Annotated in this window: 19 protein-coding genes; 14 read left to right on the forward strand and 5 right to left on the reverse strand. The window is 73.8% G+C overall.

Features of this window, described 5'->3' with window-relative positions; genetic code table 11:
* Window positions 1–111 precede the first annotated feature (111 nt).
* The 3 genes from ACQYWQ_RS05360 to ACQYWQ_RS05370 all read right to left on the reverse strand — a co-directional run bounded on the left by ACQYWQ_RS05360 (window position 112) and on the right by ACQYWQ_RS05370 (window position 2,395).
* Window positions 112–1,149 (reverse strand): aminotransferase class V-fold PLP-dependent enzyme, encoded by a 1,038-nt coding sequence (locus ACQYWQ_RS05360; protein ID WP_431032728.1) that lies wholly within the window; start codon window positions 1,147–1,149, stop codon window positions 112–114.
* Window positions 1,150–1,268: 119 nt separating this feature from the next.
* Window positions 1,269–2,012 carry a DsbA family oxidoreductase gene (locus tag ACQYWQ_RS05365; RefSeq protein ID WP_431039070.1) on the reverse strand — a complete coding sequence of 248 codons (744 nt, stop codon included), beginning with the start codon at window positions 2,010–2,012 and terminating at the stop codon, window positions 1,269–1,271.
* Window positions 2,013–2,167: 155 nt separating this feature from the next.
* Window positions 2,168–2,395: a hypothetical protein gene (locus tag ACQYWQ_RS05370; protein ID WP_431032729.1), complete on the reverse strand. Its 228-nt coding sequence runs from the start codon at window positions 2,393–2,395 to the stop codon at window positions 2,168–2,170.
* Between the two features lie 133 nt (window positions 2,396–2,528).
* Here ACQYWQ_RS05370 and ACQYWQ_RS05375 point away from each other — a divergent pair, with 133 nt between their 5' ends.
* Window positions 2,529–2,744 (forward strand): hypothetical protein, encoded by a 216-nt coding sequence (locus ACQYWQ_RS05375; RefSeq protein ID WP_431032730.1) that lies wholly within the window; start codon window positions 2,529–2,531, stop codon window positions 2,742–2,744.
* Window positions 2,745–2,823: 79 nt separating this feature from the next.
* Here the strand turns inward: ACQYWQ_RS05375 and ACQYWQ_RS05380 are convergent, their stop codons facing one another.
* Window positions 2,824–3,885: a GlxA family transcriptional regulator gene (locus ACQYWQ_RS05380; RefSeq protein ID WP_431032731.1), complete on the reverse strand. Its 1,062-nt coding sequence runs from the start codon at window positions 3,883–3,885 to the stop codon at window positions 2,824–2,826.
* Window positions 3,886–3,955: 70 nt separating this feature from the next.
* Between ACQYWQ_RS05380 and ACQYWQ_RS05385 the strand changes: the two genes are divergently transcribed.
* Window positions 3,956–5,380: an MFS transporter gene (locus ACQYWQ_RS05385; RefSeq protein ID WP_431032732.1), complete on the forward strand. Its 1,425-nt coding sequence runs from the start codon at window positions 3,956–3,958 to the stop codon at window positions 5,378–5,380.
* Between the two features lie 10 nt (window positions 5,381–5,390).
* On the forward strand, window positions 5,391–6,029 hold the full coding sequence (locus ACQYWQ_RS05390; protein ID WP_431032733.1) for a hypothetical protein: 639 nt from the start codon (window positions 5,391–5,393) through the stop codon (window positions 6,027–6,029).
* Window positions 6,030–6,202: 173 nt separating this feature from the next.
* On the opposite strand, the gene ACQYWQ_RS05395 is transcribed toward ACQYWQ_RS05390, so the two are convergent.
* Window positions 6,203–7,906: a glycoside hydrolase family 9 protein gene (locus tag ACQYWQ_RS05395; protein WP_431032734.1), complete on the reverse strand. Its 1,704-nt coding sequence runs from the start codon at window positions 7,904–7,906 to the stop codon at window positions 6,203–6,205.
* Between the two features lie 353 nt (window positions 7,907–8,259).
* Here ACQYWQ_RS05395 and ACQYWQ_RS05400 point away from each other — a divergent pair, with 353 nt between their 5' ends.
* The 11 genes from ACQYWQ_RS05400 to ACQYWQ_RS05450 all read left to right on the forward strand — a co-directional run bounded on the left by ACQYWQ_RS05400 (window position 8,260) and on the right by ACQYWQ_RS05450 (window position 20,075).
* Window positions 8,260–9,258, forward strand: coding sequence for an ABC transporter permease (locus tag ACQYWQ_RS05400; protein WP_431032735.1), 999 nt, complete (start codon window positions 8,260–8,262; stop codon window positions 9,256–9,258).
* Window positions 9,255–10,145, forward strand: a complete 891-nt coding sequence (locus tag ACQYWQ_RS05405) for a carbohydrate ABC transporter permease (protein WP_431032736.1) — start codon at window positions 9,255–9,257, stop codon at window positions 10,143–10,145. The genes ACQYWQ_RS05400 and ACQYWQ_RS05405 overlap by 4 nt, the downstream gene beginning before the upstream one ends.
* Before the next feature lie 110 nt (window positions 10,146–10,255).
* Window positions 10,256–11,899, forward strand: a complete 1,644-nt coding sequence (locus ACQYWQ_RS05410) for a hypothetical protein (RefSeq protein ID WP_431032737.1) — start codon at window positions 10,256–10,258, stop codon at window positions 11,897–11,899.
* A 34-nt stretch (window positions 11,900–11,933) separates the two neighbouring features.
* Entirely contained in the window at window positions 11,934–12,740 is an 807-nt protein-coding gene (locus tag ACQYWQ_RS05415; RefSeq protein ID WP_431032738.1) for a ThuA domain-containing protein, read from the forward strand.
* Window positions 12,737–13,516: a sugar phosphate isomerase/epimerase family protein gene (locus ACQYWQ_RS05420; protein ID WP_431032739.1), complete on the forward strand. Its 780-nt coding sequence runs from the start codon at window positions 12,737–12,739 to the stop codon at window positions 13,514–13,516. The genes ACQYWQ_RS05415 and ACQYWQ_RS05420 overlap by 4 nt, the downstream gene beginning before the upstream one ends.
* 1 nt (window position 13,517) lies before the next feature.
* Complete coding sequence (locus tag ACQYWQ_RS05425) at window positions 13,518–14,489, forward strand: NAD-dependent epimerase/dehydratase family protein (protein ID WP_431032740.1); 972 nt, start codon at window positions 13,518–13,520, stop codon at window positions 14,487–14,489.
* Between the two features lie 104 nt (window positions 14,490–14,593).
* The gene (locus tag ACQYWQ_RS05430; RefSeq protein ID WP_431032741.1) at window positions 14,594–15,370 is read left to right on the forward strand and encodes a GntR family transcriptional regulator; all 777 of its coding nucleotides are present in this window, start codon (window positions 14,594–14,596) and stop codon (window positions 15,368–15,370) included.
* Window positions 15,371–15,570: 200 nt separating this feature from the next.
* A complete protein-coding gene (locus tag ACQYWQ_RS05435) occupies window positions 15,571–16,593 on the forward strand; it encodes an SIS domain-containing protein (protein ID WP_431032742.1) in 1,023 nt (340 codons plus the stop codon).
* Entirely contained in the window at window positions 16,590–17,504 is a 915-nt protein-coding gene (locus ACQYWQ_RS05440; protein ID WP_431032743.1) for a BadF/BadG/BcrA/BcrD ATPase family protein, read from the forward strand. Before ACQYWQ_RS05435 ends, ACQYWQ_RS05440 begins: the two co-directional genes overlap by 4 nt.
* 66 nt (window positions 17,505–17,570) lie before the next feature.
* Window positions 17,571–18,479 carry an alcohol dehydrogenase catalytic domain-containing protein gene (locus tag ACQYWQ_RS05445; RefSeq protein WP_431032744.1) on the forward strand — a complete coding sequence of 303 codons (909 nt, stop codon included), beginning with the start codon at window positions 17,571–17,573 and terminating at the stop codon, window positions 18,477–18,479.
* 132 nt (window positions 18,480–18,611) lie between these two features.
* Window positions 18,612–20,075: a peptidoglycan D,D-transpeptidase FtsI family protein gene (locus ACQYWQ_RS05450; RefSeq protein WP_431032745.1), complete on the forward strand. Its 1,464-nt coding sequence runs from the start codon at window positions 18,612–18,614 to the stop codon at window positions 20,073–20,075.
* The last annotated feature ends 92 nt before the right edge of the window (window positions 20,076–20,167 follow it).

Genomic DNA, 20,167 nt, shown 5'->3' on the forward strand with positions numbered 1-20,167 from the left:
GGGGCCGCGCGCCACGGAGCGCGCGGCCCCGCCTTCGCGCGCCCCGCCTCCCGTCTCGCGCGCCCGGCCCGTCCCGCGCGCCCGGCCCGCCCCGTACGCCCTGCCGCCGCCTCAGCCCAGCGCCGTGAGCAGCGCGTCGACGTCCGCGGCCGTGTTGTAGAGGTGGAAGGCCGCGCGCAGATTGCCCGCGCGGTCCGAGACCTCGATGCCCGCGCGCGCGAGGTCCGCCTGCCGCTCACCGAGCCCCGGCACGGAGACGATGGCCGAACCGGGAGCGGGCAGCGGCTCGTGGCCGAGCGTGCGCAGCCCCGCGACGAAGCGCGCGGCGAGCGCGAGATCGTGGGCGTGGACGCGCGCGACGCCGAGCCGTTCGACGATCCCCATCGCCTCGGCCGCGCCCTCGTAGGAGAAGAGGGGCTGCGCGGTGTCGAAGCGGCGGGCGTCGGGGGCCGGTTCGCGGACCGGTCCGTACGTGCTCGCCCACGGGTCCGCGGCGCTCAGCCAGCCGCCGAGCAGCGGCCGCAGCCCGCCGAGGTCCTCGGGCACGACGAGGAAGCCCACCCCGTGGGCGGTCCCGAGCCACTTGTAGCCGACGCTCGCCGTGAAGTCGTCCTCCGCCGCGTCGAGCGGGAGCCAGCCCGCCGCCTGCGAGACGTCGACGAAGGTACGGGCGCCGTGGGCACGCGCGGCCGCGCGGATCGCGGGCAGGTCGGCGAGCCTGCCGTCGGCTGACTGCACCGAGGAGACCGCGACGAGCGCCGTACCCGGGCGCACCTCGTCGGCGACGCGGTCGAGCGGGACGGTGCGGACCCTGAGCCGGGGACGGACGTGGAAAGGGTTCACGACGGAGGCGAAATCGCCCTCGGCGGTGAGGACTTCGGCACCCTCGGGGAGGGCGGCCGCGACGAGGGCGGCGCAGGTCGCGACGGACGTGCCCGCGGCGACACGGCTCACGGGCACGCCCGCGAGGCGGGCGAAGGCGGCGCGCGCGGCGGTCACCGCGGGCATGGCGTCGGCCTCGCCCCCGTACTCGCGGCGCTCGACGGCGGCCCGGATCGCCTCGGCGGCGGAGCGGGCGAGCAGCCCGCTGCTCGCGGTGTTCAGGTGGATGCGGCGGGGTCGGTACTCCTCGGGTGCGAGATTCTCCATGCGGTCATGGTGGTGGGGCGACGGGCCCGCGTCCACGGTGCGAAGGGGTGCGGAGGCACGGAGGGGGGCGCGGCGGCGGTACGTGGCCGGGGGCCCACGCGGCTGGGGCCCCGGGGGCGTCAGGCGCCCTCGGCCTCGCCCCGCGGCGGGACCGCGCACCCGTCGGGGCCGCACACGCCGGCCTCGTCGGCACCGGCCACCGCGGCGACGGGGGTCAGCCGGGGCCGCGCGTCCCACGCCTGCTGGAGGGCCTGCGCGAAGACCTCGACGGGCTGGGCGCCCGAGACGCCGTAGCGGCGGTCGAGGACGAAGAAGGGCACGCCGTTGGCGCCCAGTTCGGCGGCCTCGCGCTCGTCGGCGCGCACGTCGGCCGCGTACTTCTCCTGGTCGGCGAGCACGGCGCGCGTCTCGGCCTCGTCGAGCCCGGCGGCGACGGCGATCGCGACGAGGCGTTCGGTGTCGCCGAAGAGGCTCCGCTCCTCGGCGAAATTGCCCCGGTAGAGGCCGTCGATCAGCGCGTCCTGGCGGCCCTTGTCCTTGGCCAGGTGGAGCAGGCGGTGCATGTCGAAGGTGTTGCCGCTGTCGCGGCCCTCGTCCAGGTAGGCGAGCCCCTCGCCGTTCGCGTTCTCCTTGAGCCGCGCCTCGCCCTGCCTGGCCTGCTCCTCGCTCATGCCGTACTTCTTGGCCAGCATGGACAGGACCTGCACCGTCTCGCCCTTCGGGAAGGAGGGGTCCAGCTCGAAGGAGCGGTGCACGACCTCGACCTGCTCGCGGTGCGCGAAACCGTCGAGCGCCCGCTCGAAGCGAGCCTTTCCGACATAGCACCAGGGACAGGCGATGTCCGTCCAGATCTCCACGCGCAGGGGGGAGGGGGTCGGGGCCGCCAGAGGTGTCGCCATCGGCTCTCTGCTCTCTTCGTGTCATGCGTACGGGTAAGAGAACGGGCCGCCCCGAGGCGCGGGTGACCCCTTCGCACGCACGAACGCCGCAGGCCCCTCGTTCATTCCCCACCGCGGCCTCAGGGCACTTCCCGCAGGTAGAGCGCGCCGCACGTCTTGCAGAAGGGGCGCCCGGCGGGGGTGCCCCAGGCGTCGGCGGACTGGGTGGCCGCCGCCGGGTCGAGCAGGAGGCCGCACAGCGTGCGCGGCTCCTCGGCACCGCGCACCATGTGCCACTTGCGCACGGGGGCCTCGGGGTCGCCGGGCGTGTCGCCCTCGGCGTACTCGGCGCGCATGTGGTGCTCCATCGCTGCTCCTGTCCGGTGGGGCGTGCTCCCGGAGGGTGATCCCGGAGGTGTGATCCCATGTCAGCACAGGCGCGCCGAGCCCGCGCGCCGGAAGCGGGCGAGGCGGCGTCAGGGCACTGGCACAATTGCCGACATGAGCCGACAGGGGTGGTCCGACGCGTACGGCTCCGGGAGTACCGGGCGCAGGCTTCCGGTGCGCTGTGTGAAGTGCGCGGACACCCACGTCATCCTCACCAAGACCGGGACGCCGGGCGGCGGCGGGACGCTGCGCTGGCGGTACACGTGCCTGGACTGCCGCGTGGCGTGGTGGGTGGACGAGCACGGCGGGGCGCTCGACGACTACGCGTGAGGGGGGCGGGCCCCGGGGGGCACGGGCTTCGCGCGGCTCCCTGCCGCCCGGTTTCACGCCCCGGGTTCACGCCCCCGGTTCACGCGCTCCGCCGTGTTTCACGCGCTCCGCCGTGTTTCAACGCGCTCAGCCGTGTGAACTGCGCCCGGTAGGCGCTCGGGGTGAGGCCGACGCGCTGGAGCAGGTGCTTGCGGAGCGAGTCGGCGCTGCCGAGCCCGCACGCCTCGGCGATCCGGTCCATCGAAAGCTCCGTCGTCTCCAGGAGTTCCTTCGCGCGCTCGACACGCTGGATCAGGAGCCACTGGAGCGGGCTCACGCCCGTCTCCGCCTGGAAGCGCCGGGTGAGGGTGCGCACGCTGACACCCGCGTGCCGGGCGAGGTCCGCGAGGCCGAGCGGCTGGTCGAGGCGGGCGAGCGCCCAGCCCCGCGTGTCGGCGCAGCGCCTGCCGCGCTCGGGCGGCAGCGGGGTCCTGACGAACTGCGCCTGCCCGCCGGGGCGCACGGGGGCGACGAGGGTGCGGCGCGCGACGTCGTTGGCGACGGCCGCCCCGTAGTCCGTCCGCACCATGTGCAGGCACAGGTCGATGCCCGCCGCGTAGCCGGACGAGGTCATGACGCGGCCCTCGTCGACGAAGAGGACGTCCCCTGCGAGGTCGACGGCGGGATAGCGGGCGCGCAGTTCGTGGGCGAGGTCCGCGTACGTCGTGGCGCGCCGCCCGTCCAGGAGACCGGCCTCGGCGAGGACGAAGGCCCCCGAGCAGATCGAGGCGACGCGCCGCCCCGCCGCCGCGGCGTCGCGCACGGCGGCGACGGCCTCGGGCTCGGGCGCGAAGCGGTGCCCTGTCCCCGCGACGACGACGGTGTCGGCGGTACGGACGGCGTCGAGGCCGTGCCGCACGGTGAGGTCGAGCCCGCCGGTCGTGGGGACGGGACCGGGCCGCACCGCGCACACGGTGACTTCGTAGCCCGGGCGTCCGCCCACGTCGACGCGGCCGAAGACGAGTTCGGGGAGAGCGATGTTGAAGAGCGAGACGGGGGAGGGCGCGATGACGGCGACGCGGTGCGGGGCGCGGTAGGGCGGGGGCGGGGGAACGGGCGTCGGGGCGGTCCGCCGCGGGGGCGCGGGCGTGGACAGGGACATGGCCAGAACCTCCGGATGCATGGCGTTCGGGCCACTACTGTAGCGGCGCCGGGGCCCGCAGTCTGGCCGTATGACAGCACCCACGGGGAAGCAACTCCCTTCGTCCGCAAGCCGATCGCCCTCCTCACCCGGGCGCGCCACGCGTCCGGCCGTCGCCCTCGCCGCCGCGCTGCTCGGCTTCTCGCTCACGAGCTTCGACGCCTCCGCCGTGACGGTCTCGCTCACCTCGCTCGGCGAGGACCTGGGCGGCGGGATCGCGGGGGCGCAGTGGGTCGTGGACGCGTACACGCTCGCCTTCGCCGGGCTCATGCTCTCCTCGGGGCTGCTCGCCGACCGCTTCGGCGCGGCGCGTACGTACGGCGCCGGGCTCGCGGCCTTCGTCGTGACCTCGGCGCTGTGCGGGTGCGCACCCTCGCTCGGCTGGCTGCTCGCCGGGCGGGTCGCGCAGGGCGCGGCGGCCGCCGTGGTCCTGCCCTCCTCGCTCGCGCTGGTGCGCCGCGCCTACGGCCGCCCCGAGGCGCGGGTGCGGGCGCTCGCGGTGTGGGCGACGGGCGGTTCGGTCGCCGTGGCGCTCGCTCCCGTGCTCGGCGGGGCGCTGACGACGGCGTGGGGCTGGCGCGGGATCTTCTTCGCGACCCTCCCGCTCGGTCTCGTGGCGCTCGTGCTCCTCGTGCGCGCGGGGCGACCGCCCGAGCCCGTCGTGCGGGGGCGTCGCGTGGACCTCGCGGGTCAGCTCACCGCCGTGCTCGCGGCGACGGCGCTGGCGGTCGCCGTGATCGAGCACGGCCCGGTGCGCTGGACCGCCGCGGGGTTCGCCGTGCTCGGCGCGCTCGGTTTCGTACGGGCCGAGCGGCGCGCCGCCGAACCCGCCGTGCCGCCGGCGCTGCTGCGCGGGCGCACGGCCGCGACGGCGTTGCTCGCGGGGAGCGCGGCGAGCACGGGGTTCTTCGGACTCGTCTTCCTCTACAGCCTGTTCTTCCAGCAGGCGCAGGGGAACTCGGCGCTGGAGACGGGGCTGCTCTTCCTGCCGATGACCTCGCTCATCGCGGCGACGAACGTCGTCTCGGGGCGGCTCACGGCGCGGTACGGGGCGCGGCGGCCGATGCTCGCTGGGCAGCTGCTCGCGACGGCCGGGGCGCTGTTCCTGCTGCTCGCGACGGGTCCGGGGACGTCCTCCGTGGCGCTCGCCTTCGCGCTCGTACCGCTCGCGCTCGGCTGCGCGCTGACCGTGCCCGCGCTCACGACGCTCATGATGGAGGCGGTCCCCGCCGCGCAGGCGGGGGTCGCCGCCGGAGTGCTCAACGCGGCGCGGCAGAACACGGCGGGGCTCGCGACGGCGGTGTTCGGCTCGCTCGTGGCGGGTGGTTTCGCCGGCGGGACGCGGGCGAGCCTGGCGATCACCGCCGTGGTCTTCGCGGGCGCCGCGGTGGCGACGTACGCGCTGCCGAGGGCGGATGCGCGCGAAACCGCGCCCGCAGCCGCCGAGCGTTCATAGGATCATCCGCATGGCAAAGCGCAAAGTACGCCGACAGGCCCGTTCACTCCTGGGGGGCGACCCGGTGGCTCTCGTGTGGTGCGAGCTGCCTGGCCCGATACCGAAGCCGCCCGCCGAGGTGCGGAGCGCGGCCGGCAAGGTGCGGCTCAAGGGGCGGCACCACTGGCTCCTGTACGTGCTCGGGACCGTGTTCTTCGTGGTCGTCGTGCCGTTCATGCTCCTCGACGCGCTCGACCGGCGCCCGGGACGGCGCCAGGCGGGCAGGTCCGCGGCGAACGGGTCCTCCACCGGGGAGGACACGCCGCCGCAGCGGCCGCCGTTCTTCGACGGGGACTGGGAGCGCACGGCCGGTCAGCTCCTGCTGCGCTGGTACGGGTACTCGCCCAGCCCCCGGCGGATCGTCCTGCTGACGCGTGACGGCGTGCACCTCGCCGCCTCGCCGGGGCGCAGGCTCCTGCCGACCAGGGCCGCCGACTTCACGGTGCACAGCCGCTTCGCCGCGCACGAGGCGCGGATCGAGGCCGAGGCGGGCCAGCCGCGCGGCTTCGCGCGCTTCCGGCTGCGGTTCGCGGACGGTTCGTGGCTGGAACTGGGGCAGCTCGCGGGGCCGGAGGACGCGGACCACTTCCTGGCGACCGTGGCGGAGTGAGGCGGGGCGGGGCGAAGCGGTCGGGGCGGGGGCCGGACGGGGCCGGACGGCTTGAGGCCCGCGGACTCACGCGGCCGCCCGGCCCCCGCCCCGCCGTCCCACACGGACTCACGCAGCCGCCCGGCCCCCCGCCCCGCCGTCCCACACGGCCGCCCGGCCCGCCCCGTCCCACGTCACCGCGCCGCCGCCATCGCGAGCAGGAACCACGCCGAGTGGGGAATCCACTGCTCGGTCCAGCGCCAGCCGTTGCCCGTGGCACGGTGCTCCTCGGGCATGAAGGCGATGTCGCGCTCGTCGTCCCAGCCGCCCGTGACGCCGTTGAGGATGCCGCCGGGGACGTTGGGGTAGTCAGGGCGGTACTCGACGTTGTTGCGCCCCACGCCCTTGATCATGCAGGAGTCGAAGGGGTTGAGGCCGAGCACCCAGTGCAGCTGGTCCTCGGCGAGCCTCAGCAGCCGCGTACGCAGTTCCGGCGGGCAGGCGTCGAGTGCCGCGCCCTTCTCGGCGGCGTACGCGACGGAGCAGATATTGGCGTTCTCGCCCTGCCACCAGTACCCGGTCTCGTTCTCGTGCGGGTAGAAGAAGCTCGTGCGCGCGGGCCCGTCCGTGGGCTTGACGTACTGACGGACGCAACCGAAGGGGTTGGGCACCTCGTCGCTGAGCGCGGCGGCGTCCCCGAGCAGGGCGAGCGCGGTGGCGCGGGCGCGCCCGGCGAGCGGGGAGCCCGGGTGGATCTCGGCGAAGCGGAGCAGGGCGAGGGCGGGGAGCCCCGATTCGGCGGCGTGGAAGTAGGGGCGGCCTTCGACGTCCCCGACGAGGAAGCCGAAGCCGCGCCCGTCGTCGGGGCTGCGGCGGTCCATGAGCGAGGCGGCGCGTCGTTCGGCGGCCTCCGCGAGGACCGGGTCGCCGGGGGTGACGGCGAGGAGTTCGCTCGCCGCGAGGAGCGCGCAGTAGTCGTCGATGACGGACTCCTCGCCGTCGTACAGGTACTCCTTGTTGTGCGCTTCGAGGTGGTCGAAGCCGCGCCTGGCGGCCTCCAGGTAGGTCGCGGAGGGGAAGTCGCCGTGGTCGTCGAGCGCGCTCGCGCGGGCGAGCGCGGCGATCGCGAGGCCGCCGCCCTGGCGGTAGGCGGCCTGCCAGCGGGTGGTGCGCACGGAGTCGGCGAGGGGGGCGTTGATGACGCGTTCGTCGAGGTCCTTGGTGAGGGCGTCGAAGATCGCGGTGTAGAAGTAGCCCTCGGGGTCCTGGAAGCGCACGAGGAAGTCGGCGCCGAAGAGCGCCTCGTCGCGCAGGCGTTCGCCGAGCACGGGCACGAGCGCGGGCCTGTGCACGGCGAGCGCTTCCCGTGCCTCCATGAACGCCCAGGCGCACAGCGGGAGTTGCTGCGGGTTCATCATGCGCGTGTAGTTGAGGTGGCTGAGGAACTTGCTGTAGTCGCCCGAGGCGTCGAGCCAGCCGCCGCGCGCGTCGACCGTGCGGCCCGATGTGTCCTCGTAGAAGCGTGCCGCGCGGTCCTTGCGGTCGATGGCGCCGCTGGAGCGCACCGAGCGGAAGTAGTACAGGACGTCGGAGAGCGTGGCCTGCTGGAGGACGCGCTCCCCGATCGTGAAGGGCTGCGAGCACACCCCCGCCCACTCGACGTGGTGCGTGCCCTCGGTGGTGTGGGCCGTGAAGTCGACGACGCGGAAGGTGCCGGTGGACCAGTGGTCGACGGCGCTCTCCTCGCTCGCCGCCAGCACGGTGGTGCCGTGCGGGCCGTGCAGGAGCGCGGTGTCGGCGCCGGGTACGGGGGGCTCGCCGGGCGGGAGAAGCAGGACGGCCTTCTTGCTGCCTGCGGTCTGGTAGCCGACGTGGTTGGTGAGGATCGTCGTCGCCATGCGGGACGTGCCACTCCTTCGGTACGCGGGGGGGGGACTTCGACGCCCGGACACGAAGAGGACCACTGAAACCATTTGGTCTATCGACGTGGCGCGAACATGGCCAGAGAACGCCATCCCACCCCGTCCTGTCCATCCCTGATACGGCGCCAATTTCCTCGTACCGCACCGTGAACACCCCAACAGCCAGGACGAATACGGGCAAGCACACCCAACCGACTCGGCCTGTCCCCGTAGCGCCCGCACCTCTTCGCGCCCTGATCCAGTCAGAACCGTTGTCTTGTTCTGGTCTCAGTGGTACGTTCCCGGCGTTCTTCAGGTACTTGCGCAGTTCCGAGCGAGAGAGGTGCGCATTGGCCGTCACCAAAGCGCTGCCCGGCATCAGGGCCTCCGGCAGCACCCACGGCTCCCCCGAGGCCCCGCCCGCCGCGAAGCCCTCGCGCGCTGCCCGGCTGCGGGACTTCTTCGGCAGGGCGCGCCGCGACTCGCCCCTGCTGCTCATGGTCGCCCCGGCCGTCCTGCTGCTCGCGGCCTTCACGTATCTGCCGCTCCTCGGCAGCGCCGTGGCCTTCATGGACTACTCGCCGGGGCTGCCGTCGACCTGGGTCGGTTTCGCCAACTTCCAGGCGCTGTTCCAGGACGACGCCTTCTGGCAGGCGGTCTCCAACACCTTCCAGATCACGTTCTTCCAGCTGCTGTTCTACTTCCCCGTGCCGATCCTGCTCGCGGTGCTCTTCAACGCGGTCGCGATGCCGATGGCGCGGAAGTTCACGCAGTCGGTCATCTACCTGCCGCACTTCCTGTCGTGGGTCATCATCGTGGCCCTGTTCCAGCAGGTCCTTGGCGGTGGCGGGGTCATCAACCGCTTCCTGTCCGAGCACGGGCACCACGGTGTCAACGTCATGGCCGACCCGGGCACGTTCAAGCTCCTGCTGACCGCGCAGTCGGTGTGGAAGGACGCGGGCTGGGGGACGATCATCTTCCTCGCGGCGATCGCGGCCATCGACACGCAGCTCTACGAGTCGGCGACGATGGACGGCGCGGGCGCCTGGGGCCGCTTCTGGCACGTCACGCTGCCCGGGATGCGCCCGATCATCGTGCTGATGCTCATCCTGCGCCTCGGCGACGCGCTCACCGTCGGTTTCGAGCAGGTGCTGCTCCAGCGGGACGCGGTGGGCCCGGAGGCCGCCGAAGTCCTCGATACGTACGTGTACTTCAACGGGGTCGTCGACGGGAACTGGGGCCTCGCCACCGCCGCGGGGCTGCTCAAGGGCGTGGTGAGCCTGCTCCTCGTGCTCGGCGCCAACTCCCTCGCGCACCGCCTCGGCGAGGAAGGGGTCTACCAGCGATGAGTTCCACCCGACCGGTGTGGGCCGGCAAACCGAAGCCGATCGCGGTCGCGCTCAAGGGCCTCGCCCTCGTCATGATCTGCGCCGTCGTGCTCTTCCCCTTCCTCACCGTCATCTCCACGAGCCTCGCGACGCAGGCGCAGATCGACGCGAACGGCGGCTACGTGATCTGGCCGACGCACGTGAGCCTGGAGGCGTACCGGCACCTCTTCGACGGCACCCAGGTGGGCCGCTCGGTGGTGATCAGCTTCGGCGTCACCGTCGTCGGCACCTTCGTGAGCCTGCTGTGCACGGTGCTGTGCGCCTACGGCCTGAGCAAGCGCGGCAGCCTCTTCCAGCGCGGGCTGCTCGGTTACGTCCTGCTCACGCTGCTCTTCGCGCCCGGCATCATCCCCGTCTACCTCATGGTCAAGAACCTGCACCTGCTCGACAGTTACTGGGCGCTGATCCTGCCCACCGCGGTGAGCGCCTTCAACGTCGTCATCGTGCGCGGCTTCATCCAGGGCATTCCGCAGGAACTCTTCGACGCGGCCCGTATGGACGGGGCCGGGGAGTGGCGGATCTTCTTCTCGCTCGTCCTGCCGCTCTCGCGGGCCGTCATCGCGGTCGTCGGCCTCTTCATCGCGGTCGGCTACTGGAACAACTACTTCAGCCCGCTGCTCTACCTCAACGACACCCAGAAGTGGCCGCTCCAGCTCGTCATGCGCTCCTTCATCTTCGGCGGCGGGCTCTCCTCGACCTCCCAGCAGCTGCCCGGCACCGAGGAACCCGCGGCCCAGTCCGTGCAGATGGCGCTCGTCGTCATCGCCACCCTTCCCATCCTGTGCGTGTACCCCTTCCTCCAGAAGCACATGTCCAAGGGGATGCTCACCGGGGCCATCAAGGGCTGAGCACCGGCCCCGCGCTGTCCACGCGCCCGCGCGCTCCCCGCGCCCCCGGCGCCCTCCGCGCAGCCCGCCGTGCCGATCGCCAGCCCACTGCCACGAAAGCACACACCGTCATGACGACTTCGCTCCCCAGCCGCCGCACCCTCTTCAAGGGCGCCGCCCTCGCCGCCGTCAGCGGCACCGCCCTCTCCTCGCTCACCGCCTGTTCCTCCGGCTCCGGGGGCGGCGTCGCCGGGCCCGCGCCGCGCAAGGCGGTGCCCCTGCCCACGTACGTCGAACCGGTCAAGCCCGCGCCCGACCTGCCCGGCAACGCGCAGGGCGTCATGGACGTCTACAACTCCTTCCCGCTCGACGGGCCCGCCTCCGTCAAGGGCCCCGCGGGCGACGGGCAGGACTTCGACGTCCTGCTCATGACGTACGGGCAGCCGACGCCGCCGCTGAACAAGAGCGCGTACTGGCAGCTGCTCAACAAGGAGATGAACGTCCACATCAAGCCGACGATCGTCCCCGCGTCCGACTTCGAGCAGAAGTTCCCCGCGCTCGTCGCGGGCGGCGACCTGCCCGACGTCGTCTCGGTGCCGATGTACGTCAACGTCTCGCGGCTGCCGCAGCTCGCGCAGGCGCAGTTCACCGACCTGAGCGACTACCTCTCGGGCGACGCGGTGAAGAAGTACCCGAACCTCGCCGGCATCCAGGAAGCGGCCTGGGCCAACGGCTACCTCAACGGGCGCATCTACGGCGTGCCCAAGTCGGACCCGGTCTTCGGCTCGATGATCTACACGAAGACCGACGTCATCGAGAAGGCCGGCGGCGACCCGAACCCGAAGAACCTCGCCGAGTTCACCGCGCTCGCCAAGCAGGTCACCGACGCCAAGCGCGGCGTCTACGCCTTCGGGGGCGGCGGCACGGTGATGCTGCGCGACACGATGCTCATGGCCTTCGGCGTGCCCAACAAGTGGACGCGCGAGAAGGACGGGAGCTTCGTGTCGATGTACGAGCACCCCGCCTTCATCGACGCCGTCGACGCGATGGCGAAGCTGTGGAAGGCCGGTTACTACCACCCCGACAGCCCGACGATGAACAAGACGCAGCACGACGCGCTGTTCCGCTCGGGCAAGCTCGTCCTCCTGGAGGAGGGCAACCGCTCGGTCGGTCTCGTCGCGGACGACAGCAAGGTCGTCTTCGGGATGATGACGCCGTTCGCGCAGGACGGCGGCACCCCGCTGTACTGGGAGAACAGCGGCGCGTACGCCATCACGATGCTCAAGAAGACCGGCAGCAGGAAGAAGGTCGACCAGTTCCTGCGGGTCCTCGACTACCTCGCCGCGCCCTTCGGCACGAAGGAGTCCTTCGTCGTCAACTACGGCGAGAAGGGCACCGACTACGAGATGCGCAAGGGCATCCCCGTCCTCACCGAGCGCGGCCAGCGCGAACAGGACCTCGGGATCGCGTACATCGTCGGCGGCCCGCAGACCCTGTGCTACCCGCAGGGCGCGCCCGGTGTCGACCGCATGAACCACGCCTGGCAGTCGAAGGTCGTGCCGATGCTCCTCAAGGACCCGGCCGCGCACCTGTACTCGAACACGAAGAACACCAAGGGCGCCTCGCTCGACCAGCACATGCAGGACGCCATCAAGGCCGTCGCGTACGGGCGCAAGCCGGCGAGCAGCCTCAAGAGCGCGGTCGCCGCGTACAAGCGCGGCGGCGGCGACGCGATGGCGCGCGAGTACGCGAAGGCCGCGGAGGCCACCGCCTGAGACCGCCCCGCACCCCCCACACGGAAGGTTCCGCATGAGACTGCGAGGCACCGCCTCGGCCCTGGTCGTGGTGGAGGGCACCGACCTCCACCACGACCTGATCGGCGCCGCGCTGGCGCTCCAGGAGATCGTCACGGAGGCCGGGCTGCCCACCGCCCGCGCGATGGGCCTGGACCGCTTCACCGACCCGCTGCCCGCGACCGCCGACGCGGACGTGTACGTGCTCTACCGCTCGTCCACCGTCTTCGACCCCGCGCAGCAGGAGGCACTCTCCGCGCTCGTCGCCGCGGGCAAGGGCCTCGTCGTGCTGCACGCGAGCAACCTCTTCGGGTACGGGCCGGGCGGCATCGCCGCCGACGCGGCCGCGCACCGCCTCATCGGCTCGCGCTACCTCTCGCACGGGAGCCACGGCTCCGAGGGCCGCTTCCGCGTCCGCGTCACCGCCGCGCACCAAGTGACGCGCCACCTCGACGACTTCGCGATCGACGACGAGTACTACCTGCTGGAGTACGCCGACGGTCTCGACGTCCTCGCGGTGCGCGACACGCCCGAGGGCGGCACCGAACCCGTGCTCTACGTGCGCGAGCACGGCGCGGGACGCGTCTGCTACTGCGCGCTCGGGCACGACCCGCGTGCCTGGGGCAACCCCGGCTTCCGCCAGCTCGTGCGGCAGGCCGCGCTGTGGGCGGCGGGGGTCGGCGAGGACGCGTACGAGAACCTCGCGACGCGCTGGCCGCTCGGCAACGGGCGCCACATCGGCCCCGTTCCGCCCACGGGGGACACGCCGCAGACCCCGCAGACCACGGACACGCCGCACCCGACCCGTACAGGAACCGCATGAGCACTTCCGCCCTTCACCAGCCGCCCCCCGCCGCCGTGCAGTTGTGGTCGCTCCACGAGGAGGCCCGCACCGATCTGCTCGGCGTGCTCGAACGCGTCGCCGCGCTCGGCTACCGCGCCGTCGAGACGATCAGCCTCTACGGGCACTCCCCCGCGACCGTCCGCGCGCGCCTCGACGCGCTCGGGCTGCGGCTGTGCAGCGCGCACGCCCCCTTCCCCGCCGGGCCCGAGGCCGCGCGCATCCTCGACACGTACGAGGAAGTGGGCGCCGACACGCTCGTGTGGAGCCTGGAGCCCGAGGAGTTCACGAGCGAGAGCGCCCTGCGCGCCGGTCTCGCCCGCGTCAACGAAGGCGCGGCGAACGCCCGTGCGCGCGGGATGCGGATCGGCTACCACAACCACTTCGCCGAGTTCCGCAACGGCTACGGAGGCCGCCGCGCCTACGAAGTGCTGCTGGACGCGCTCGACCCGGACGTCGTGTGCGAACTCGACGTCTACTGGGCGCACACGGGCGGCGCCGACCCCGCGGCCGTCGCCGCCTCGCTCGGCACGCGCCTGGAGTCCCTGCACCTCAAGGACGGCCCGGCGCGCGGCATGGACGACCGCATGGTGCCCTTCGGCGAAGGCGTCGTGGACGTGGACGCCGCCGCGCGCGCCAACCCGTCGGTGCGCTGGCTCATCGTCGAGATGGACCGCTCCGACCACCCCATGTACCCGCTGCTCGGCGGGGCCCTCGACCACCTCGTGTCGCGCGGCCTCGCCCGGAAGGAGTCCTGACATGCGTGTCCTCTTCGTCGGCGGCACCGGCGTCATCTCCTCCGCCGCCGCCCGCGCCGTCCTCGCCCGCGGCGACGAACTGACCGTCCTGACCCGGGGCACCTCGCGCCGCCCCGTCCCCGCGGGCGCCCGCGCGCTGCGCGCCGACTTCGGCGACGAGGACGCGGTACGGGCCGCGCTCGGCACCGCCCGCTTCGACGTCGTCGTCGACTTCATCGGGTACGACACCGCGCACGTGGACCGCGCGGTGCGCCTCTTCCGCGCGCGCACCGACTCCTACGTGTACGTCTCGACCGGCTCCGTCTACGCGCGCCCCGCGCCGCGCCAGCCCGTCGACGAGTCCTCGGCACGCCGCGCGGGGAGCTTCGACTACCCCCGCCTCAAGCTGGAGTGCGAACTCGCCGTCGAGGCCGCCTACCGGGACGGGTTCCCCGCCACGATCGTGCGCGCCGCGCACGTCTACGACGAGACGGTCGTGCCCCTGCTCGCCGGGTGGACCGCGATCGACCGCTGGCGGCGCGGGCTGCCCGTCGTCGTGCACGGCGACGGCACCTCGCTGTGGAACCTGCTGCACGCCAGGGACTTCGCCCGCGCGCTCGCCGGGCTGCTCGGCGACGACCGGCTCCTGGGCGAGTCCGTGCACATCACCTCCGACACGCCGCTGAGCTGGGACGCCATCCACACCACGCTCGCCCGCGCGGCCGGGGCCGAACCACTCCTCGTGCACCGCTCCAGCGAGGACATCGGCCGCGAGATCGACTGGATGGGACCCGTACTGACCGAGGACTTCCGTCATTCGCTCGTCTACGACAACTCCAAGCTGCACCGGCTCCTGCCCGGGCTCCCCCCGGAGACGAGCTTCCGGCGCGGGGCCGCGGAGATCCTGGCGTGGTACGACGCGGACCCGGCCCGCCGCAAGGTCTCCGCGGACCTGGACGCGGCCTTCGACCGGCTCGCCGCGCGGCCCGGCTGAGCCCGGCGGACAGCCCGGTACGCGGGCGGACGCCCCCGTACCGGATGGGACCATGACACACAACGGTGCGCACGACGCGCGGAGTTGGGAAGGACCGGCAAGCGGTGAAGACGACCCCAGGGGACGCGGCACCCCTCGATGCCCCGAGCCACGAACCGCTGTGGGTGCGCGCGGCCGACGCCGTCGAGCGGCGCGTGCGCGAAGGCACGCTCCCGGCGGGGAGCAGACTGCCGTCGGAGCGGGAGCTGTGCGCGCAGCTCGGGATCAGCCGCGTGACCCTGCGCAAGGCGCTGCACCACCTCGTCGAACGCGGCGTGCTGCGCTCCTCGCACGGCAGGGGCTGGTACGTCGCGGGCGGCGAGGAGCGGGAGAGCCGCGAGGACCGCGAGTGGCCCAACTCCCTCGAATCCTTCACCGAGACGGCGCGCCGCAAGGGGCTCACGCCCAGCTCGCGGGTGCTGCGCGCCGAGGTGCGCGCGGCGACGCTCGACGAGGCGGAGGAGTTCGGCGTCGCCGCGGGCACGGAGCTGTTCCTGCTCGACCGGGTGCGGCTGCTCGACGGCCTCGCGATCGGCGTCGACCAGGCCCTCACGGTGCTCCACCTCGCGCCCGCGCTCACCGCGACCGACTTCGCGGACTCCTCGCTCGTGGAGGTGCTGAGCGCGGCGGGCAGCGAGCCCGTGCACGCCGAGTCGATGATCGAGGCGCGCGGCTGCCCCGCCGGCCTCGCCCCGTACCTCGATCTCGGCGAAGGGGCGCCCGTGCTCGTCATGGACCAGGCGATGACCGACGCGGGCGGGCGGCCCGTGCTGCGCTCCACACTCACCTACCGGGGCGACAGGTACCGGCTGCGCACGGTCTTCGTGCGCGGGCAGGGCTGAGTCCCCCGGGCTCCTCGCGGTACGGGCCGCCGCCGCCCCGTGCCGCCGCCCGCCCATGTACCCCCGCCCATGTACCCCCGCCCCCGTACCTCCCGCACCCCATTTCCACCGATCACCGCACCAGCCACGCCCCCTGCCCCCGTGCCGCGCGTCGTCGCGCGGCGGGGTCGGGGCGCCCGTGGAAAGGAACCACCGTGTCCGTGCCCGAGGGAACGATTCCCTACCGTCAGGCGCGCGCCGCGCAACCGGCCGCCCTGGAACGCGTCGCGCGGCGGCTCGCCGCGCAGCTGGGGACCCCCGGCGCCTTCCCCGCCGCGTGCCGCCCGGTGTTCGCCGGGATCGGCGCGAGCCACGCGGCGCTCGCGCTGCCCGTCACGCTGCTGGGCGAGGCGGGCTACCCCGCCCGGCGTGTGCTCGCGGGGGACCTGACCCCGGGTCCCGTGTTCGACGGCGCCGACCTCGTGCTCGGCGTCTCGCAGTCCGGGCGCAGTCCCGAGACGCTCGCGGCGCTGGAGGCGGCGGGCCGCGAGCGCGCGGGCGCGCTCGTCAACGCGGTGCCGAGCCCGCTCGCCGCCGCCGCCTCGTGGAGCGTGGACCTCGGGGACGAGCCCGACAGCTACGCGTCCACGGTCGGCTACACGGGCACGCTCGTCGGCCTCACGATGCTCGCGCGGCACCTGGAGGGCTGGGACAGCGCGCGGGCGCTCGCCGAGTGGGCGGGCACACGGGAGCTGCTTGAGGAGTTCGAGGAGGTGCTCGCCCCGGTCGTCGCCGAGGTGACCGCGCACGGGGCCGGGGTCGTCGCGGCGGATTTCGTCGGCTCGGGCGCCTCGCTCGGTACGGCCGAGGCGGGGGCGCTGCTCCTGCGCGAGGTCGCGCGGGTGCCGTCGACGGCGCTCGCGACGCGTACGTATCTGCACGGCGCGATGGAGTCGGCGGGCCGCACGCTGCACGTCGTCATCGGCGACGGGCGCGAGGTCGCGCTGGCGCGCTCGCTCGCCCGTGCCGGGCACCTGACGCTCGCCGTGACGGCCGCGCCGCTCGCGGCGGAGGGCGCCCTGCACGTCGTACGGCTGCCCGGCCTCGCCTCGCGCGCGGTGCGCACGGTCCTGGAGACGGCGGTCGTGCAGCGGCTCGCCGCCGAGCTCGCGGGGGCGCGCGGCCTCGTGATCGAGGAGTTCGTGTTCGACAACGACGACACGAAGACGGCGGCGACGATATGAGCGCGGAGGTGGTCGCAGGAGTCGATGTCGGCGGGACGAAGACCCGGGTGCGGCTCGTCACCGGGGCGCGGGTGCGCGCGGACGTGACGGTGCGCAGCGAGGGGTGGCAGACGCGCGACCTCAAGGCGGCGGGCGAGTGGCTGGCGGCGCGGCTGCGGGCGGTCGTGGCGGGCGCGGGGGCGGCAGGCACGCTGCCCGTGCGGCTCGCCGTGGGCGCGCACGCGTGCGAGACGCCCGCGATGTGCGCGGAGCTTTCCACGCACCTGCGCGCCCTGCTCGGCATCCCCGTCACGGTCGTCAACGACGCCGAACTCCTCGTGCCCGCCGCTGGGTTCGCCGAAGGGATCGGGCTCGTGGCGGGCACGGGCTCGATCGCGGTGGGGCGGCACGCAAAGACGGGCGCGTACCTGAAGGCGGGCGGCTGGGGGTGGGTGCTCGGGGACGAGGGCTCGGGCTCGGCGCTCGTGCGCGAGGCGGCGCGGGCGTGGCTCGCGGCGCTGGACGAGGGGGCGGCGGGCGCGGCGGGCGACCCGCTGGGCACGGCTCTCCTCGACGCCTTCGCGGTGGGCGACGGTGACGCGCTCGCGGCAGCGATGAGCTGGGACGGCGGCGTCGAGACGTGGGGCGCCCACGCGCCCGCCGTCTTCGCCGCCGCCGAGGCGGGCTCGGCCCTCGCGCGCGACGTCATCGCGCGCGGCGGCGCGGATCTCGCCGCGCTCGTCGCGCGGCTCGCCCGGCGCGGCGCCCACCACGCGCGTGTCGTCGCTGCGGGCGGGGTGATCACGGCGCAGCCCGCGCTGTGGACGGCGTTCACCCGCGCCCTCGGCGACGCGCTGCCGAAGACACGCGCGGTGCTGCTCGACGCGCCGCCTGTCGAGGGGGCGGTGCGGCTCGCGCTCACGACGGCGTGAGCGCCCGTACGCCCCCGGCCCCTCCCTCGCCGACGTCCCGTCCCCCTCGTACCCCCAGGAGCACCCATGCGTTACGCCCACGTCGTCGCCCCGCGCACCAGCGCGCTCGTCACCGTCGCCGACACCCCGCCGCCGCCCGGGCACGTCGCCGTGGCGGCGCGCGTCTCGGGTGTCTGCGCATCCGAGCTTCCCGCGTGGACGGGGTACGCGGGGGACGCGCCGCTGCGGCTCGGGCACGAGTTGTCGGGCGAGGTGGTGGGGGTGGGGCACGGGGTGCACGGCTGGGCGGCGGGTGATCTCGTGACGGGGTTCGCGGACGGGGCCTTCGCGGACGTCGTGCACGTGCCCGCGCGCGGGCTGCTGCCGTTGCCGCAGGGGGTGCCGGTGGACGGGTTCCTCGGGGAGCCGGTGGCGTGCGTGCTCGAAGCGCTCTCGCGGTGCGGGGACGTGGCCGGGCGGCGGGTCGCGGTCGTGGGGCTCGGGTTCATGGGGCTCATCGCGCTCCAGGCGCTCGCCGATCTCGGGCCCGCGCGTCTCGTGGGTGTCGACCCGCTCCCCGCCGCGCGGGCGCTCGGCGACGGGCTCGGGGCGCGCGAGACGTGCGCGCCCGACGAGGCGGAGTCCGCGGCGTACGACCTGGTGGTGGAGTTCACGGGCGCGGCGGCGGGACTGCGCACGGCCGGGCGGCTCACGGCGGCGCACGGGGTGCTGTGCGTGGGCGGCTACCACCACAGCGGGCCCCGCGAGCTGGACGTGGAGCTGTGGTACCGGGGGGTGACCCTCGTCAACGGCTTCACGCCGCAGCGCCACCGCCACGTCGCCGCCCTGCGCGAGGGCCTCGCCCTCGCGGGCGCCCGCCGCCTCACGCTGGAGCCGCTGCTGACACACACGGTGACGCTCGACGCGGTCGACGCGGGCTTCGCCCTGCACGAACAGCGCCCCGACGGCTTCGTGAAGGCGGTCGTACGGGGCTGAGGGGAGCAGCGCGGCGGCCCCTGTGCCCGCAGGTCAACACCGGTCTCCCTCGTACACACGATCGAATGAGAGTCGGCTGAGAATCGGCACGCCGAGGAACCCGCCCCGCACACCCGTTCGTCCCTCTCTGTGATGAACAGGACGATCAGGAACACCTCGGTCTTCGTGCTGCTCCTCGTGCTGGCCCTCCTCGCGCGGGCGACGTGGGTGCAGTTCTACGAAGCCCCCTCGCTCTCCTCCGACGAGGACAACCGCCGCACGGTCATGGCCAGGTACGCCGACCCGCTCGGCGACATCGTCGTGGGCGGCAGCGCCGTGACGGGCTCGCGCGAGACCAGCAGCGGGGACCTGCGCTACGAGCGGACGTACAAGGACGGTCCGCTCTACGCGCCCGTGACGGGCTACACCTCGCAGGCGTACGGGCAGACGATGCTGGAGGGCGTCTACAAGGACCTGCTCGACGGCGCCGACGCGCGTCTCCAGAGCCCGGTGGACGCCCTGACGCGCGGCCGCGCGAAGGCCGGGGACGTCGTCACGACGATCGATCCGGCGGTGCAGAAGGCCGGGTACGAGGCCCTGGGGGACAAGAAGGGTGCCGCGCTCGCGCTCGACCCCGCCACGGGCCGGATACTCGGCATGGTCTCGACGCCCTCGTACGACCCGTCGAAGATCACGGGGAGCGACGACGGCGCGGCGTGGAAGGCGCTCCTCGCCGACCCCGACAAACCGAACGTGAACCGGGCGCTGCGCCAGCCCCTGCCGCCCGGCTCGACGTTCAAGCTCGTCGTCGCCGCGGCGGCCCTGGAGGACGGCCTGTACGGCTCCGTGGACACGCCCACGGACAGCCCGGACCCGTACCACCTGCCCCTGTCCACGAAGGACCTCACCAACGAGTCGGCCTCCGCGCCCTGCGAGAACGCCTCGATACGCGTCGCGCTCCAGTACTCGTGCAACACGGTCTTCGGGAAGATGGCCGTCGACCTCGGGCAGGACAAGGTCCGCGCGATGGCCGAGAAGTTCGGCTTCGACACGGAGGACCAGGACGTGCCCGTGCGCGCCTACCCGAGCGTGTACCCGAAGGACATGGACAAGGCGCAGACGGCGCTCTCGGGGATCGGCCAGTTCGACGTCACCGCGACGCCGCTCCAGATGGCGGAGGTCTCGGCCGCCCTCGCCAACGGCGGCGAACTCGCCGAGCCCTACCTGGTGGACCGCACGACGAACGGCGAAGGGGACGTGCTGAGCACCCACGGGGACGCGAAGACGCGACGCGTCGTGAGCGAGGACACCGCACGGCAGTTGCGCTCGGCGATGGAGACCGTCGTCGCCAAGGGCACAGGCACCAACGCGGCGATACCGGGGGCCACGGTCGGCGCGAAGACCGGCACGGCCCAGCACGGCGAGAACAACAGCGAGACGCCGTACGCCTGGTTCACCTCGTACGCGAAGGGCGCCGACGGCACGCAGGTCGCGGTCGCCGTCATGGTCGAGGACTCCGACGCGGCACGCGCGGAGGTCAGCGGCAACGGCCTCGCGGGGCCGGTCGCGAAGGCGATGATGACGGCGGCACTGGGGAAGGCGGGCGGGGCGGCGTGAGCGGACCCGGGCGCGAGGCGGGGCCCGGGCGCGAGGCGGGGCCCGGGCGCGAGGCGCGCTGAGGTCCCCTCCTGGGCAGGTGCCCGATGCGG

Origin of the sequence: Streptomyces sp. P6-2-1, from assembly GCF_050613165.1 — a bacterium.
In the GTDB taxonomy this organism is placed as follows: Bacteria; Actinomycetota; Actinomycetes; order Streptomycetales; family Streptomycetaceae; genus Streptomyces.

Coding starts and splice junctions, on each gene's coding strand:
- ACQYWQ_RS05360 (WP_431032728.1), bottom strand. CDS start 1,149: ATGGAGAATCTCGCACCCGAGGAGTACCGACCCCGCCGCATCCACCTG.
- ACQYWQ_RS05370 (WP_431032729.1), bottom strand. CDS start 2,395: ATGGAGCACCACATGCGCGCCGAGTACGCCGAGGGCGACACGCCCGGC.
- ACQYWQ_RS05375 (WP_431032730.1), top strand. CDS start 2,529: ATGAGCCGACAGGGGTGGTCCGACGCGTACGGCTCCGGGAGTACCGGG.
- ACQYWQ_RS05380 (WP_431032731.1), bottom strand. CDS start 3,885: ATGTCCCTGTCCACGCCCGCGCCCCCGCGGCGGACCGCCCCGACGCCC.
- ACQYWQ_RS05385 (WP_431032732.1), top strand. CDS start 3,956: ATGACAGCACCCACGGGGAAGCAACTCCCTTCGTCCGCAAGCCGATCG.
- ACQYWQ_RS05390 (WP_431032733.1), top strand. CDS start 5,391: ATGGCAAAGCGCAAAGTACGCCGACAGGCCCGTTCACTCCTGGGGGGC.
- ACQYWQ_RS05395 (WP_431032734.1), bottom strand. CDS start 7,906: ATGGCGACGACGATCCTCACCAACCACGTCGGCTACCAGACCGCAGGC.
- ACQYWQ_RS05405 (WP_431032736.1), top strand. CDS start 9,255: ATGAGTTCCACCCGACCGGTGTGGGCCGGCAAACCGAAGCCGATCGCG.
- ACQYWQ_RS05410 (WP_431032737.1), top strand. CDS start 10,256: ATGACGACTTCGCTCCCCAGCCGCCGCACCCTCTTCAAGGGCGCCGCC.
- ACQYWQ_RS05415 (WP_431032738.1), top strand. CDS start 11,934: ATGAGACTGCGAGGCACCGCCTCGGCCCTGGTCGTGGTGGAGGGCACC.
- ACQYWQ_RS05420 (WP_431032739.1), top strand. CDS start 12,737: ATGAGCACTTCCGCCCTTCACCAGCCGCCCCCCGCCGCCGTGCAGTTG.
- ACQYWQ_RS05425 (WP_431032740.1), top strand. CDS start 13,518: ATGCGTGTCCTCTTCGTCGGCGGCACCGGCGTCATCTCCTCCGCCGCC.
- ACQYWQ_RS05440 (WP_431032743.1), top strand. CDS start 16,590: ATGAGCGCGGAGGTGGTCGCAGGAGTCGATGTCGGCGGGACGAAGACC.
- ACQYWQ_RS05445 (WP_431032744.1), top strand. CDS start 17,571: ATGCGTTACGCCCACGTCGTCGCCCCGCGCACCAGCGCGCTCGTCACC.
- ACQYWQ_RS05450 (WP_431032745.1), top strand. CDS start 18,612: ATGAACAGGACGATCAGGAACACCTCGGTCTTCGTGCTGCTCCTCGTG.